We start from the raw sequence: 16,036 nt of genomic DNA on the forward strand, positions 1-16,036 counted from the left end.
CGACGAGTCACACCTACGATCGAACCGTGCGCCGTTCCCCCACGCTGTTCCTCCTCCTGCCCGTGCTGGCGTCCTGCACGAGCGTCCTGCCCGGCTCGCCGAGTGCGGGGACATCGCTTGAACAGCGCGGACCCGCCGGCTCCGTGCCCGCCGGCCTGGAGCGCTTCTACGGCCAGCAACTGGCGTGGGAGGACTGCGCCGACTACGCCACGACCGGAACCACCCGATCGCAGTACAAGAACAAGAAGGACATCGAGTGCGCGCGCCTGGAGGTGCCGCTCGACTACGCCAAGCCCCAGGACCGGACGATCCGCATCGGCCTGCTGCGCCGCCCGGCCACCGGCGACCGCATCGGCTCGCTGCTCATCAACCCCGGCGGCCCCGGCGCGTCCGGGATGTCCGCCGCCGCCGGCCTCAGCGCCCAGGTCGCCAAGTCCTCGCTCGGCGAGCGCTTCGACCTGGTCGGGTTCGACCCGCGCGGCATCGGCTCCAGCCAGCCGCAGGTCCGCTGCCTGTCCGACGACGAGCGCGACACCGACCGCCTCGACGTCGACATCGACACCTCACCTGCCGGCATCGCCCAGACCGAGGCGGAGAACAAGGCGTACGCCGAGAAGTGCGCCGCGACCACGGGCGCGGACGTGCTGGCGAACGTCGGCACCCGCGACGTCGTCCGGGACCTCGACGTCATGCGCTCCGCGCTCGGCGACGAGAAGCTCACCTACCTGGGCTACTCGTACGGCACGCACATCGGCGCGGGCTACGCCGCCGCGTTCCCGGCGAACGTCCGCGCGCTCGTCCTCGACGGTGCCGTCGACCCCACCCAGAACCAGGTCGAGTCGCTGATCGCCCAGGCCGCCGGGTTCCAGAAGGCGTTCGACGCGTTCTCCGCGTGGTGCGCCAAGCGCCAGGACTGCGCGCTCGGCCGGGACGCGGCGGGCGCGAGCAGGGCGTTCCGCGACCTGACCCTGCCGCTCGCGCAGCGCCCGGTGGACGTCGGCTCGCGCAAGCTGTCCTACAACGACGCCATCACCGGCGCGGTCCAGGCGATGTACTCCGAGGAGCTGTGGGGGCCGCTCAACGCGGGTCTCGCGGAGCTGAAGAACGACAGCGGCGAGGTGCTCATGCAGCTCGCGGACGCCTACTACGACCGCGACAGGGACGGCAAGTACGGCACCATCACCGACGCGTTCACCGCCGTGAAGTGCGTGGACGAGCCACGCGTCACCGACCGCGCGGTGATCGACGACGTCGCCCGCCGCTACAAGGCCGCCGCCCCGTTCCTGGACGACGGCAACCCGCCGGCCGGCGCGCTCGACTCGTGCGCGTTCTGGCCCGTGCCGCCGACCGCGCAGGAGACCAAGGCCGTCGCCGGCCTGCCCCCGACGCTGGTCATCTCCACGACCGGCGACCCGGCCACGCCGTACCAGGCGGGCGTGAACCTGGCGAAGGAGCTCGGCGGCGGGCTGCTCACCTACGAGGGCAACCAACACACCGTCTACCTGCAAGGAAACGAGTGCGTCGACCCGATCGGCGACGACTACCTGATCGACCTGAAGCTCCCGGCCACGGGCAAGACCTGCTCCTGACGACGGCACCCCGGCCCCGGCGACGTCCAGCCGGGGCCGGGGTGCCGCGTGGTCAGGCGTCGACCGAGGCCGACCAGCTCGCCAACAGGCGGAGCCGCTCCTCGGTCGGCGACCCCTCGCGCGCCGTGTACACGGCCAGTTGCAGGTCCGGGTCACCGGGCAGCGCCAGCACCTCGTAGTCCAGGTCCAGGTCGCCCACCACGTCGTGGTGCATCAACTTCGTGCCGTGCGTCTTCTCCAGCACGGCGTGCTGCGCCCACAACCGGGCGAACAGCTCGTCCTTCACCGACAGCTCGCCGACCAACGCGGCCAGCCGCGCGTCGTCCGGGTGCCGGCCCGCGTCCAGGCGCAGCACCGCCACCGTGTCCGCCGCCACCGTCGGCCAGTCGCGGTAGAACCGGCGCGACGCCGGGTCCAGGAACGTGTGCCGCGCGCTGTTCAACATGTCCGGCGCGAAGTCGGAGAACCCGTACAGCGCGTCACCCAGCGCGTTCCACGCCAGCAGGTCCGAGCGGCGGCCCATCACGAACGCGGGCACGTCGGTCATCCGGTCGAGCAGCCGTTGCAGGCCGGGCCGGATGCGCTGCGGCGCGGCCCGGCGCGGTCGGGCGGCGGGCCGCACCAGGTTGCGCAGGTGCGCCCGCTCCGTCTCGTCCAGCCGCAGCACCCGCGCCACCGCGTCCAGCACGGCGTCCGACACCGCCGGCGTCCGCCCCTGCTCCAGCCGCATGTAGTAGTCCACGCTCACGCCCGCCAGCAGCGCCAGCTCCTCGCGGCGCAACCCCGGCACCCGTCGCCGACCGCCACCCGGGAGGCCCACGTCGTCCGGTCGGACGCGGGCCCGGCGGGTGCGCAAGAACTCGCCCAGGTCGTGGTTCACGCACCCCAGTATGGCCCGGTCACGCCGCCGCATCCTGGTCCTGCCAGACCTAGGAAAACCGGGGCCTCCGGTACCCGGTCCGATCGCGGCCACGCTCGGTGCCATGACCTACGACCTGACCGACCGCACCGCCGTGATCACCGGAGCCGCGAGCGGCATCGTGCCGAGACCGCCCTGCTCCTGGCCCGCTCGGGGGCGAGGGTGGCGCTGCTCGCCCGCCGCGCCGACCGGCTCGCCGACCTCGCCGACAAGATCGCCGCCGAGGGAGGGCAAGCGCTTGCGGTGGCGGCCGACGTGACCCGTGACCTGGCCGGCGCGGTCGCGTCGGTGCACGACGCCTTCGGGCGCGTCGACCTGGTGGTGAACAACGCCGGCGTCATGCTCGCCAACCCCTTCACCGACGCGCGCACCGACGAGTGGACCCGGATGATCGACACCAACATCGGCGGCGTGCTCAACGTGACCAGGGCGTTCACCCCGGACCTGGTCGAGGCCGCCACGACCGGCCCGGCGGACCTGGTGAACATCTCGTCCATCGCCGCCCACCTCACCTTCCCGAACTTCGCCGTCTACACCGCGACGAAGGCCGCCGTCACCCACCTGTCCGCGAACCTGCGCTCCGAGCTGGGCCCGAAGGACGTGCGGGTGACCAACATCGAACCGGGCTTCACCGCGAGCGAGCTCGCCGACCACATCGACAACCCCTCGGTGCACGAGGACCTGGGCACGTGGTTCGCCGACGTCGGCCGCCTGACCTCGGCGGAGGTGGCCGACGTCGTCGGCTACACCACCAGCCGCCCGAAGCACGTCAACCTGCGCCAGGTCATGGTCCTGCCCACCCGCCAGACCTGACACCGGCCCCGTGCGCGGGGGTGAGCCGATCGGCACGTGTGAAGTGACTCGCACACCGGGCACAACCGGCCCGCGTGGTGTCACGCTGAACGGGTAACCGTGCAACAAGGCCCGGAGACCCGCGACGACGCGGGCTTCGAGGGAGGACGGTCGACGATGACTTCTGCCGAGGTAAGCGCGCCTTATGGCAACGGGGCCGGTGCCCCCGCCGCGCCGGCGAAGAAGGTGCGCATCCACCACCTGCGCGAGCTGAAGGAACGCGGCGAGCCGTGGCCCATGCTCACCGCCTACGACATGTACACCGCCGAGCTGTTCGACGAAGCGGGCATCCCGGTGCTGCTCGTCGGCGACTCCGCGTCGAACAACGTCTACGGCTACGACACGTCGCTGCCGGTGACCGTGGACGAGCTGCTCCCGCTGGTGCGCGGCGTGACCCGGTCCGTGAAGCGCGCCCTGGTCGTCGCGGACCTGCCGTTCGGCTCCTACCAGGTGTCGGTCGAGCAGGCCGTGGCCACCGCCGTGCGGTTCATGAAGGAGGGCCGCGCGCACGCCGTCAAGCTCGAAGGCGGTCGCCACTTCGCGCCCCACATCCAGGCGATCGTGCAGGCCGGCATCCCGGTCATGGCGCACATCGGGTTCACGCCGCAGAGCGAGCACCAGCTCGGCGGCTACCGCGTCCAGGGTCGCAACGACGGGTTCGACTCGGTCGTCGCCGACGCGCACGCGGTGCAGGAGGCCGGCGCGTTCGCGGTGGTGCTGGAGATGGTCACCGCCGAGGTCGCCAAGCAGATCACGCACGACCTGGTGATCCCGACCGTCGGCATCGGCGCGGGCCCGGACACCGACGGCCAGGTGCTCGTGTGGCAGGACATGATGGGCCTGCGCCGGGGCAAGGCGCCCAGGTTCGTGAAGCGCTACGCGAACGTGGCCGACGTGATGCTGGGCGCGGCCCGCTCCTTCGCCGACGAGGTGCGCGGCCACCAGTTCCCCGGCCCGGAGCACACGTTCCACTGATCGGCCGTCCCCGGTTGGGGCTGTCGGGCCTGCCCGGCGGCCCCGGCGGGGTGGTCATCAGCCGGTCGCGGTCGTGCAGAGTAGGGGTATGTACCCCGAGATCGAGCCCTACGACCAGGGCCTGCTCGACGTCGGCGACGGCAACCGCGTCTACTGGGAGGTGTGCGGGAACCCCTACGGCAAACCCGTGGTGTTCCTGCACGGCGGTCCGGGCGGGGGCAGCTCGCCCGCCCACCGCAGGTTGTTCGACCCGGCGGTCTACCGGATCGTGCTGCTCGACCAGCGCGGGTGCGGCCGGTCCACGCCGCACGCCGGCGAACCCGGCGCGGACCTCGCCGCCAACACGACCTGGCACCTCGTGGACGACCTGGAGAAGCTGCGCGAGCACCTCGGCGTCGACCGCTGGCAGGTGTTCGGCGGCTCGTGGGGCAGCACGCTCGCGCTCGCGTACGCCGAGACCCACCCGTCACGGGTGACCGAACTCGTGCTGCGCGGCGTTTTCACGCTGCGCCAACGAGAACTGGACTGGTACTACGGCGGCGGCGCGGGGTTCGTGTTCCCCGAGCTGTGGGAGCGGGTCGCGGCGCTCGCGCCGGACGGCGACGTGATCGGCACCTACGCCCGGCTGCTCAACGACCCCGACCCGGCCGTGCACGAACCGGCGGCGGTCGCGTGGAGCGTGTGGGAGGGGTCCACGGTCACCTTCCGCGAACGGCCCGAGCTGGTCGCGGTGTTCGCGGAACCGCGCTACGCGCTGGCGTTCGCCCGCATCGAGAACCACTTCTTCGCCCACCGCGGGTGGTTGGACGAGGGCCAACTGCTGCGCGACGCGGGCAAGCTCGCCGACATCCCGGGCGTCATCGTGCAGGGCCGCTACGACATGGTGACCCCGGCGACGTCCGCGTGGGAGCTGCACCGCGCGTGGCCGGGGTCGGAACTGGTGGTGGTGCCCGACGCGGGTCACGCGTTCGACGAGCCGGGAATCCTGAAAGCACTGGTGGACGCCACCGACCGGTTCCGCGTCTAGCTCTCCGAGGGCCGGGGTCCGACGTGGTCAGACCGCGAAGGCGCGCGCCAACTCGGTGCGCGCGGCCACCAGCGCCGGCCCGTACCAGGTCAGGTGACGCCCGGACACGTGCACCGGCCGCAGGTCCGGGAAGAACTGCGGCCCGTCCTCGGGCGTGAACAGGTACGGCTCGTCGGGCAGCACGACCAGGTCCGCGTCCGCCGCTCGCAGCTCGTCCAACGAAGGCCGGGGGTACCTCTCGGCGTGGTCGGCGTACGCGTTGACCACGCCGAGCCGTCGCAGCACGTCCCCGGCGAACGTGTCGCGCCCGACCACCACCCAGGGCTTGCGCCACACCGGCACGATCGCCCGGAACCTGGCCGGCTCGACGTCCCGCCACAGCCGTTCCGCCTCGACCAGCCAGTCGGGTTCGACGTCCCACGCCGTGCCCAACAGCCGCCGCAACGACTTGAGCGCCGCCGGCACGGTCACCGGCGCGGCCGTCACCCACACCGGAACGCCGTTGGCGCGCAGGCGTTCCACGTCCTCCGGCCGGTTCTCCTCGCTGTTGGCCAGCACCAGATCGGGCCGCAGCGCCAGCACCCGGTCGACCTTCGGGTACTTCGACCCGCCGACCCTCGGCACGTCCAGGTCCGCAGGGTGCGTGCAGTAGTCGGTCGCCCCCACGAGCACGCCCGGGTCGACCGCTTCGGTGAGCGACGGGACCAGGCTCACCACGCGCCGGGGCGCGTCGGGCAGCGGCACGGGCTCGCCGAGGTCGTCGACCGGGAGCATCAGACCTCGACCCGGATGAACGCGACCTTGCGGCGTTCCGGATCGGCCACCGTCAACCGGGCCTTGATCCTCTCGCCCTCCGGCAGGTCGGCCCCCGCGCACCGGCCCATCACGGGCGGCTGCGCGACGAACACGTCGGCCCCGGTGTTGTCGGCGCGCAGCACCACGGCGTCGAAGACCTGCCCGACCCGGTCGGCCAGCACCCACGCCTCGACCTGGTCGAGGCAGGCCCGGTCCACCTTGCCCGCCAGCGCGTCCGAACCGCCCATGATCCCGGGCAGCAGCGGCAACGCCCGCCGCAACCACGGCGGCACGTCCTCACCGGCCGTCACCGCGAGGCACACCTCGGTGGCGAACCGGTCGACCAGCCGCCGCAACGGCGCGGTGACGTGCGTGTACGGGGCGGCGAGGCCGGCGTGCGTGGTGACCGCCGGGACCTCCCCGTCGAACGCCGTGTAACCCGCGCCCCGCAACAACCTCGTGGCGTCCACGAACAACGCCAACGACTCCGGCCGCGCCGGGTCCAACCCGGCCAGCAACCGCGCGGGCGTCATCCCGTCCGGCCACGGCACGCCCAGCGCGCCGGCCGAGCGCCGCAGCGCGTCGACGGCCGCGTCGTCCGCGTCCGGCAGCGTGCGCAGCACACCGACCTTCGCGTCCAGCATGATCCGGGCGGCGGACATCCCGGTGAGCAGCGAGATCTCGGCGTTCCACGCGTCGACGTCGACCCGGGGCCGGACGACGAGCTTCCAGTCACCGTCCCCGTTGGGCACGATCTCCTGCTCCGGCAACCGCAACTCGACCGCGCCGCGCTCGGTCGCCCGCTCCCGCCGCAACCGCCCGAAATCGGCCAGCGCCTCGATCGACGGGTGCGGCGTGCCGGCGTCGAAGGACGCTTGCACGCTCTCGTAGTCGAACTGGGCGGTCGACCGCACCATGGCCCGCCGGACGCGGACGTCCACGGGTTCGCCGTCGGTGCCGCACTCGAACGTCCACAAGACGGCCGGCCGCGTCTGCGACGGCAGCAGGCTCGCCGCGCCCTCGGACAGCACGGTCGGGTGCAGCGGCACGTTGCCGTCCGGCAGGTACAGGGTCTGCCCGCGCTTGCGGACCTCGGCGTCCAGCGCACCGTCCGGCACGACGAACACCCCGAGGTCCGCGATCGCGTAGTGCACCCGGAACCCGCGACCGGTGCGTTCCAGCAGCACGGCCTGGTCGAGGTCTTTGGCGCCGGGGGGATCGATGGTCACCAACGGCAACGCCGTGGCGTCCTCCCGCTCCCCGCCCGCCACACCACGCCCGACCGCCTGCTCCGCTTCGGCCAGCACCGCAGCCGGAAACTCCGGGGGCAACCCGAACTCGGCCCGAATCCCACCGAAGTCCAAGTCCGCCCGCCCGGTGCGGATCACCATCGAGGCCACGTCAGCACCCTAACCCGACCAGCACCCGACGCGGCCTATTTCCCCTTCCACTCGCGGTCGGCCTCGTCCTCGGCCTCGGTCCGCTCGCGGGCCAGCTCCAGCGCCCGCCGAGCCGTCGCCTCGTCCGGGTAAGGCCCCATCCGGTCCCCGCCGCGACAGCCGACACCCTTCTCGGCCGTCTGGTGGGTCAGGCAGTAGTACCAGGCATTCGGATCACCCATGCGTCCAGGCTGACATGCGCGGCTCCGCATGTCATGTCCGACCACTCACATGATCCAGCCGACCACCGCGGGGCAGGGGGCCGGCGATCCACCGAGCGGGGCGCTGCCACATCCGCTGCGCCTCCCGCCCCGCCCCTGCCAGCCCGGCCTGGCCCGGCCAGCGCACCAGCCCGACCGCCAACCCAACCGATTCGCCCGCTCTGCTCCGCCCGGCCGCTCAAGCCGCCGCTGCAACCTCAACCTCCTGGCCGCCCGATCCGCTGCGCTCGCCGGTCCGGTCCGGTCCGGTGCGGTGCCCGGCCTGCTGCCCAGTCCGCTGCCCGGTCCGGGATCGCCCAGTCCGGGATCGTCCGGTCCGCGATTCCGCTTCCAAGCTCGTCCGCAGGCGGCTCGGGTGCGGCGGCTCGCGTGGTTCAATATCTCACCGAGTATCGGTGACAGCGTTTCCGTACATCTCCCGTACAGATCGCCCGATTGATCACTCGGCCGGGTGGCGAGTGCGCGAAACGGAAGCAGTCGACGCCGACGACCGGGGCCGGGTCGGCAGCAGGATGGCCAGCACTGCCCCCGCACCGCAGATCACGGCCGTGATCAAGAAGATCTCATGGTACTCCGTCAGCAGCGCGTCGGTCAGCGCGCGCTGGTACTGCTCGACCTGCCGCTGGAATTCCGCCGGCTCCACGCCGAACGGGAGCGGGGTGTTCAGGTTCGCCGTCAGCTCCCGGAAGCGGTGCAAACCCCAGGCGGACAGGGCGGCCACGCCGACCAGCATCCCGGTCATCCTCGCCACCACGACGGCCGCCGACGCGACGCCGTGCTGCGTCGCCGGCACCACGCGCAGGACCGCCGCCGACACCGGCGCGATCACCAGGCCCAGCCCGAAGCCGGCCACGATCAGATCGCGGTCCAGGGTGGACTCCGGCACGTCGGCCGGCCAGCGGGAGATCAGCGCGTACGCGACACCCGCCAGCGCCATCCCGGCCACCGACACCCAGCGGTCGCCGAGGCGGCCGGCCAGCCAGCCGCCGAGCAGCGCCCCGACCGGCAGGGCGACCAGGAACCGGGCCAGCAGCGCCACGGCCGCCGCCGAGTCGTGCCGCAGCACCGTCTGCGCGAACAGCTCGACGTCGACCAGCGTCACCATCAACGCCGCCCCGGCCGCCAGCGACACCCCGAGCGACGCCAGGAACGGCCGCATCGCCACGCCGGCGGGGTCCAGCAGCCGCACCGGCGACCGCTTCTCCCACCAGACGAAACCGCCGAGCACCACCAGCGCGCCGCCCAGCGCGTACCAGCCCCACGGCGGCAGGACGGCGTGTTCCGGGTCCGGGTTGTAGAGGCCGACCACGAGCAGGGCCAGCGACAGCGCGAGCAGCCCGCCGCCGACGACGTCGATCCGCACCGGCCGGCCCGACCCGCCGGGCACGGTGCGCTGCACGACCAGCGCCGCCACCGCCGCCAGCGGCAGGTTGACCCAGAACACCCAGCGCCAGCTCTGCGGTTCCAGCGACTCGGCCACCGACCACGCGTTGAACAGCGACGCGACCCCGACCCCGTACAGGGTGCCGAGCACGCTGCCCAGCTCCTGCGCCGCGCCGACCACGCCGAGCGCCCCGGCCCGCCGCCGCTCGTCCCACAGGTCGCCGACCAGCGCCATCGTCACCGGCAGCAGCGCGCCGCCGGCCAACCCCTGCACGACCCGGCCGACGACCAGCAGCGGCAGGTCGCCGGCCAGCGCGGTGACCGCCGAGCCCACGGCGAAGCCGGCCAGGCACAGGTGCAGCACGACCCGCCGGCCGAACCGGTCCGACAGCTGCCCGAGCAGCGGCATCCCGGCCACGTAGCCGAGCAGGTAGCCGGTCACCACGGGGGTGGCGCGCTCCAGGTGGTTCACCGGGATGCCGAGGTCGCGCACCATGTCGACCAGGACGCCGACCACCACGTACGCGTCGAGCGCGCCGAGCAGGACGGCGAGCGCCCCCGCGCCGATCGCCAGCCGCCGGTTGCTCACGTCGGCGGGGCGACGGTGAACGTCTTGTTCAGGTCGGTCAGGACGATGGTCGCCTTCGCGCCGCCGGACAGCTCGAACACCGCGGTGGTGAGCTTGTCGTCCTTCAGCGTGAACGTGGCTTTCACGTCACCGCCGATGCCGGGCACCAGACCGGCTGCCACGTCCTTCGGCACGGTCGCCTCGACCACGTGGCCGCCGTCCTCGGCGCGGACGGTCCTGGCGTCCTTCGCGTCGGCCAGCACCTTCGCCACGCCCCGGTCCGGGTCGAGGATGGCGGTGGGGTCGTACACCTGGCCGGCCAGCGCGGCGGGCAGCTTGGTGAACCCACCGGTCGGCCCCTTGAAGTACAGGTCGCGGTCGACCAGGACGTACTCCACCTCCAGGAGCTGCCCGAACTGCTCGACCTTGGCCCGGCCCTTGGACTGCCCCTCCGCGTTGAGGTCGCCCTCGGCGTCCTTGACGGTCACGTCGGGCAGCTCGCCGTCGACCTTGATGGTGAAGTGCGTGCTGCTCACCGAGCGCATGGCGGAGGCCGACTTGCCGACCAGGTCGGAGCCGGCGGGCAGGTCGCCGGACGACGACGTGCAGCCGGCCAGCAGCAGGGCGAGCGCGCCTAGCAGGACGCGGCGACGGGACATGCGCAGATCGTAGGTCCACCCGGCTGAGAACACGCCCGAGCCACCTGGCCCCACCCCTGACCTGCGGGTCGTCCGGTCCGGGCGGCCAGTCCCGGTGCTTTCCGCGAGTCGGCAACGCGGTCGCGCCCGGCTTTACCTAGGCTTCGTGCCATGAACCGCCAGCAGGAGTTCGTGCTCCGCACCCTTGAGGAACGGGACATCCGGTTCGTCCGGCTCTGGTTCACCGACGTGCTGGGCTTCCTGAAGTCCGTCGCGGTGGCGCCCGCCGAGCTGGAAGGGGCTTTCAGCGAGGGCATCGGCTTCGACGGTTCGGCGATCGAGGGCTTCGCGCGGGTCTACGAGTCGGACATGGTGGCCAAGCCCGACCCGTCCACGTTCCAGGTGCTGCCGTGGCAGACGCCGGACAAGGCGAACTACTCGGCGCGGATGTTCTGCGACATCGCGATGCCGGACGGCTCGCCGTCGTGGGCCGACCCGAGGCACGTCCTGCGGCGCACCCTGGCGCGGGCCAGCGAGGCGGGCTTCACCTGCTACGTGCACCCGGAGATGGAGTTCTTCCTGCTCAAGAACCTGCCGGACGACGGCAGCGAGCCCATCCCGGCGGACAACGGCGGTTTCTTCGACCAGACCAGCCACGAGACGGCCACGCACTTCCGCCGGCACGCCATCGAGGCGCTGGAGGCGATGGGCATCTCGGTGGAGTTCAGCCACCACGAGGGCGCTCCGGGCCAGCAGGAGATCGACCTGCGCTACGCCGACGCGCTGACCATGGCGGACAACGTCATGACGTTCCGGTACGTGGTGCGCGAGGTGGCGATCACGCAGGGCGTGCGGGCCAGCTTCATGCCCAAGCCGTTCTCCGATCAGCCCGGTTCGGGGATGCACACGCACGTGAGCCTTTTCGAGGGCGACCAGAACGCGTTCTACGACGCAGAGGACCCCTACCAGCTCTCGGACACCGGCAAGGCGTTCGTCGCGGGCCTCCTCAAGCACGCCCGCGAGATCTCCGGCGTGACGAACCAGTGGGTCAACTCGTACAAGCGGCTCATCGTCGGCGGTGAGGCGCCCACGGCGGTGTGCTGGGGTCACGCGAACCGCTCCGCGCTGGTGCGCGTGCCGATGTACTCGCCGGGCAAGTCGTCGTCCCGCCGGGTGGAGATCCGCTCGCTGGACTCGGCGTGCAACCCTTACCTCGCGTACGCGGTCATCCTGGCGGCGGGCCTCAAGGGCGTGGAGAAGGGCTACGAGCTGCCGCCGCCCGCCGAGGACGACGTGTGGTCGCTGACCGACCGCGAGCGCCGTGCCGCCGGCTACGACAACCTGCCGCAGAACCTGGGTGAGGCGCTGGTCGAGATGGAGAACTCGGAACTGCTGCCCGAGGCGCTGGGCGAGCACGTGTACGACTTCTTCCTCCGCAACAAGCGCACGGAGTGGGACGCTTACCGGCGCAGCGTCACGCCTTACGAACTCCGCACGCTGCTGCCGGTCCTGTGAAGGGAAAACCCGTGCGGGTGGTCCACACCGGGCAGTCGGAGAAGCTAGGTTTGCAGACCGTGACCGAGGTGCCCGCGAGTTCGGAAGCCCGTCCCACCCTGATCGCGTGCACGGTGGCCACCGCCGCCGAGCTGCCCGCGGTGAAGGTGCTGTCCGGGTCGTTCCTGGCCAACCACCCCGAGGCGCGGTTCGTCGCGCTCGTCGTGGACGCCCTGCCGGAGCACTCCGGCCCCGGCCTGGTGACGCCCGCCGACCTGGGGGTGCGCCCCGAGGAGCTGGCCGAGCTGGCGACCGGCTGCACCGCCCGCCAGCTCTGCGGGCTGCTCCGGCCCAGGCTGTTGGAGCAGCTTCTCGGGCAGGGCATCCCCGTGCTCTACCTCGACCCGTGGGTGCAGGTGCTGGCCCCGGTGTCGGACCGCGTGCTGGAGGCGGTGCGGCGCGGCCCGTTGGTGCTGCTGCCGCGCGCGCTGCGCCCGCTGCCCGACGACGGCCTGCGCCCCACGCCGACCGAGCTGCTGGAGACCGGGGTGTTCGACCCCGGCTTCCTGGTGGTCGCGCCCGGCGCGGAACCGTTCCTGCGGTCGCTGGAGGAGCAGCTCCGGCGCACGCCGGACGCGACCAAGGCCGTGCTCGACATGGCACCCGCGCTGGTCAGCCTGGACGTCCTGCGGGACGCGACGATCGGCCTGTCGGCGTGGAACGCGAGCCAGCGCGACCTGCACCGCCTGGACGACGGCACGCTGACCGTCCTGGGCGAGCCGCTGCGCACGGTCCACTTCGAGGGCTTCGACCCGGGCCGGCCGTGGCTGCTGTCCGCCGCGTTCGCCGACCGGCCGCGCGTGCTGCTGTCCGAGCACCCCGACCTCGCCGAGCTGTGCACCGCGTACCGGGCCGAGCTGGTGCGGCGCGGCTACACGCCGGTCCCGGTGCGCTACGGCTTCGGCCAGCTGCCCGACGGCACGCCCATCCCGGACGAGCTGCGCGCCGACTACCGGGAGGTCGCGCGCGGCAACCCCGGCTCGGTGTTCGACCCGGCCCACTTCGTGCAGGAGCACGTGGAGGGCCAGGTCAACGGCACCTCGGTGGGGCTGCCGCACCCGCCCGCCGCGTTCGGCCCCGACGGCGGGGCCGGGCTCCTCGCCTGGGCCTGCGGGCCCGTGCCCGACCTGCCCGGCAGCACCCGGTGGTCGGCCGCGCTGTGGCGCGGCGACCCGGCGCTGCGCGGCCAGTTCCCGGAGCCGTTCGGCGCGGACGCCGCCGCCTTCCGCGACTGGTGCGCCGGTCCGGGCGTCGCCGGCGGTCGCCTGCCGGTGCCCGCCGTGCCCAGCTCGCGCACCGACCACCCGGCCCTGCTCGACCAGCTGGGCGTGTCCGTCCTGGGCACCGGCCCGGTCGCCGAGCTGGTCCGGGCCGCCGCCCGCGCGTCCGGCCTGCCGACCTCGACCACCGGCGGCTACCCGGTGGTGGTGCGGGTCGGCCAGGCCGTGCCGGTGCCGCCCGGCCGGTACGTCGTGGACTACCGCCTGGACGAGGGGGCCGCGCCGGACGCGAACGAGCTGTGGGTGCCGTCCGAGGCGACCCGCGCGGCCGTCGAGCGGACCGGCGGTCCGCCGGTCCGCGTCCTGCCGCTGCCCGTGCACGAGCAGGACGCCCACGAACCCGACGCCCACGAAGGGGTGATCTTCGGGGCGCTCGCCGACCACGCCGTCGACCGCGAGGGCAACGTCCTCGGCGCGGTGTCGGCGTTCCTCGCCGCGTTCACCGACCGCTCGGACGTCACCCTGCGGATCGCCGTGACCGGAGCGGACGCCTACCCGGAGGCCGCCGAGCGGCTCCGCCTGGCCACCGCCGCCGACCCGCGCGTCGAGCTGGTCACCGAGCTGGGCCCGGTCGACTGCCTGATCTCGCTGCACCGGGGCCGGGGCGACCGGGTCACCGCCGCGCTGGCCGCGCACGCCGCGCGCGGCGTCCCGCTGCTCACCCCCGACCAGGGTCCCGTCACCGAGCTGTTCGACAAGCAGTCCGTGGTGTACGTGCCGTGCCGGCAAGGCTCCGAACCGGACGTGCAGGCCGCCGTGAAACTGCTGCGCGCGCTCGCCGACGACCTGTCCACAGCGCGCGCCATCGGCGTGAAGGGCCGGGAACGCCTGCAAAGCCGCACGGTCGCCCGTATCGGCGACATCATGCGCGAACGCGTCGAACACGCCTATCGCGCGTGGCGATCCCGCCGGGCCGCAGCGAACCCGAGTCCCGTCGTGGACCCCATGAAGGCGTTGCACTCCGCGAAGCACGCGCTGCTGCGCCAGCCCGACGTCGGCGTCGCCAGCCGCACGCCCATGGCGCCGCAACTGCGCAAGATGGTGCTGCGCGTCCTGGACCACCACGACAACCACATGCGTGACGTTCTGGCGTCCCTTGTGGACGGTGTCGAGCGGACGGTGTCCGAACTCGTGCGCCGGCAGGACGAGCTGTCGACCGGGATCGGCCTCGGCGAGCTGGAGATGCTGCGCTCCGAGATCGAGCAGCACCTGGAGAACCAGGGCCAGCTGTCCGACCAGGTGCTCGGCCTGGACGACGGCGTCGTGCGGGTGCGCGCGGACATGGCGGGCCAGGGCAGGCGGTTGCGCGAGATCGAGGACGCCGTCGTCGCCGAGGCAGCCAAGCGGGCCAAGACCGGTGACGCGCTCGCGCACCGGATCGACAAGCTCGCCATCGCGCTGGAACGGACCCTCGACCGCATCGACAGCCTGGAGTCCAAGGTCGTCGAGGTGCTGCGCGACCGTGACACCCGGCTCGACCACGGGATGCGCGCCGCGAACCAGGCGCAGCAGACCGCCGACGCGCTGCGGCGCGTCGTGGTGCGCGAGCACGAGCGGCACAGCGCGAACGTGCCCGGCGTGCGCAGTTCGCTCGTGCTGACCGAAGTGGGCCTGCTGCGCCTGCCGTCCGACGACCCGTTCATGCTGCCGATGCTGTCCAGCAACGGCGTGTGGGAGCAGGACCTGTCCGAGCTGATCGACTCCGTGGTGGAACCCGACGGGATCTTCCTCGACGTCGGCGCGTACGTGGGGTACCAGACCGTGCGGATGCTGAGCCGGTTCGGCACCGGTGGTGCGGTGGTGGCCGTCGAGCCGTGCACGTCCGCGCGCGACCTGCTCCGCCACAACGTCGAGGTCAACCTGCCCGAACGCGTCGCCGAACGGCTCGTGCTGGTGGACGCGGCGGCGTGGGAGAGCGTCGGCGAGCTGGTCGCGCACCCCGCGCCGACCGGCGGGGTGTCGGTGGCACCGCTGCCCGTCGACGCCCCTGAGAACACGCCGAAGGTGCGCGCGGCCCGGCTCGACAAGGAGCTGGAGGCCGTACCGGCGTTGCACGGCATGAAGCTGTCCGTGGTGCGCGTGGATGCACCGGGGCGTGGACACCGCGCGTTGGCCGGCCTCGTGCGCCTGCTGCGCCGGGACCGCCCGCACGTGTTCCTGGAGTTCTCCGCGTCCGCGACGGAGGGATTCGGCGACGATCCGGTCACGGTCCTGAAGGAGTTCCGGATCTGGGGCTACGACCTGGTGCCGGTGGCGACCCGCGAAGCGGCCTCGCCGGAGCAGATCGTGGCCGCGATGGAGGGGATGCGGACCATCTCGCTGTGGCTGAGGCCCCGCCCGGTCCAGGCCCCGCCGCCCGGCCCGCAGGTCGCCGTGCCGCTCCGGCAGCCCGCTGACCAGGCGATTTGACTTCTGATCAGCGCGTGAGTAACTTTTGCCGAGTCGCCAGGCAGGACCCCGGAACGAGCGGTTGACACCGCGAATCGGGCCGGGTAGAGTACTGCGGCGTCACTCCAAGAAGCGAATAAGCAGTCTAAGCGGCTGCCTCGGGTCTTGGAGAAACAAAGCGAACTGAATGCAAAGCGAGTTTGTCGCGGAGCCGAGAAGCCGAAACGGCCGATTTGACACCGCGAAAACGAACGAGCTAAGCTTCCAGCAACACAAACGGAAACACCAGCCCCGGAATGAACCGCGGTAAGATGCGGAACACGATGGTGAGCGCGTGTTCTTTGAGAACTCAACAGCGTGCCGAATAGCCAGTAAATTTATGAACCTCGTCAAGAGGTTTCCTTTGAG

At 72.4% G+C, this 16,036-nt stretch carries 12 protein-coding genes; 6 read left to right on the forward strand and 6 right to left on the reverse strand.

The window, feature by feature from the left end; genetic code table 11:
* Positions 1-26: 26 nt before the first annotated feature.
* Positions 27-1,589 (forward strand): alpha/beta hydrolase, encoded by a 1,563-nt coding sequence (locus AB0I60_RS31780; protein WP_360736315.1) that lies wholly within the window; start codon positions 27-29, stop codon positions 1,587-1,589.
* Between the two features lie 52 nt (positions 1,590-1,641).
* On the opposite strand, the gene AB0I60_RS31785 is transcribed toward AB0I60_RS31780, so the two are convergent.
* Complete coding sequence (locus tag AB0I60_RS31785) at positions 1,642-2,469, reverse strand: helix-turn-helix transcriptional regulator (protein WP_360736317.1); 828 nt, start codon at positions 2,467-2,469, stop codon at positions 1,642-1,644.
* Positions 2,470-2,670: 201 nt separating this feature from the next.
* On the opposite strand from AB0I60_RS31785, the gene AB0I60_RS31790 reads away from it, so the two are divergent.
* From AB0I60_RS31790 to pip, 3 genes are all read left to right on the forward strand, one after another.
* On the forward strand, positions 2,671-3,321 hold the full coding sequence (locus AB0I60_RS31790; protein WP_360736320.1) for an SDR family oxidoreductase: 651 nt from the start codon (positions 2,671-2,673) through the stop codon (positions 3,319-3,321).
* Positions 3,322-3,477: 156 nt separating this feature from the next.
* Positions 3,478-4,335, forward strand: a complete 858-nt coding sequence (panB, locus tag AB0I60_RS31795) for a 3-methyl-2-oxobutanoate hydroxymethyltransferase (protein WP_360736322.1) — start codon at positions 3,478-3,480, stop codon at positions 4,333-4,335.
* 88 nt (positions 4,336-4,423) lie between these two features.
* Positions 4,424-5,362 (forward strand): prolyl aminopeptidase, encoded by a 939-nt coding sequence (pip, locus tag AB0I60_RS31800; protein ID WP_360736325.1) that lies wholly within the window; start codon positions 4,424-4,426, stop codon positions 5,360-5,362.
* A 27-nt stretch (positions 5,363-5,389) separates the two neighbouring features.
* Here pip and AB0I60_RS31805 read toward each other — a convergent pair whose 3' ends face one another.
* The 5 genes from AB0I60_RS31805 to AB0I60_RS31825 form a co-directional block, all read right to left on the reverse strand.
* Positions 5,390-6,136: a helical backbone metal receptor gene (locus AB0I60_RS31805; protein WP_360736328.1), complete on the reverse strand. Its 747-nt coding sequence runs from the start codon at positions 6,134-6,136 to the stop codon at positions 5,390-5,392.
* Entirely contained in the window at positions 6,136-7,548 is a 1,413-nt protein-coding gene (locus AB0I60_RS31810; RefSeq protein WP_360736368.1) for an RNB domain-containing ribonuclease, read from the reverse strand. Before AB0I60_RS31810 ends, AB0I60_RS31805 begins: the two co-directional genes overlap by 1 nt.
* Before the next feature lie 44 nt (positions 7,549-7,592).
* On the reverse strand, positions 7,593-7,778 hold the full coding sequence (locus AB0I60_RS31815; RefSeq protein WP_360736331.1) for a hypothetical protein: 186 nt from the start codon (positions 7,776-7,778) through the stop codon (positions 7,593-7,595).
* 478 nt (positions 7,779-8,256) lie between these two features.
* A complete protein-coding gene (locus AB0I60_RS31820; RefSeq protein ID WP_360736334.1) occupies positions 8,257-9,789 on the reverse strand; it encodes an MFS transporter in 1,533 nt (510 codons plus the stop codon).
* Positions 9,786-10,427, reverse strand: coding sequence for an LppX_LprAFG lipoprotein (locus tag AB0I60_RS31825; RefSeq protein ID WP_360736337.1), 642 nt, complete (start codon positions 10,425-10,427; stop codon positions 9,786-9,788). The genes AB0I60_RS31820 and AB0I60_RS31825 overlap by 4 nt, the downstream gene beginning before the upstream one ends.
* A 150-nt stretch (positions 10,428-10,577) precedes the next feature.
* Here AB0I60_RS31825 and AB0I60_RS31830 point away from each other — a divergent pair, with 150 nt between their 5' ends.
* On the forward strand, positions 10,578-11,921 hold the full coding sequence (locus AB0I60_RS31830; RefSeq protein ID WP_360736340.1) for a glutamine synthetase family protein: 1,344 nt from the start codon (positions 10,578-10,580) through the stop codon (positions 11,919-11,921).
* 59 nt (positions 11,922-11,980) lie between these two features.
* Positions 11,981-15,649 carry an FkbM family methyltransferase gene (locus tag AB0I60_RS31835; RefSeq protein ID WP_360736343.1) on the forward strand — a complete coding sequence of 1,223 codons (3,669 nt, stop codon included), beginning with the start codon at positions 11,981-11,983 and terminating at the stop codon, positions 15,647-15,649.
* The last annotated feature ends 387 nt before the right edge of the window (positions 15,650-16,036 follow it).

This window comes from Actinosynnema sp. NPDC050436, from assembly GCF_040655415.1.
In the GTDB taxonomy this organism is placed as follows: Bacteria; Actinomycetota; Actinomycetes; order Mycobacteriales; family Pseudonocardiaceae; genus Actinosynnema.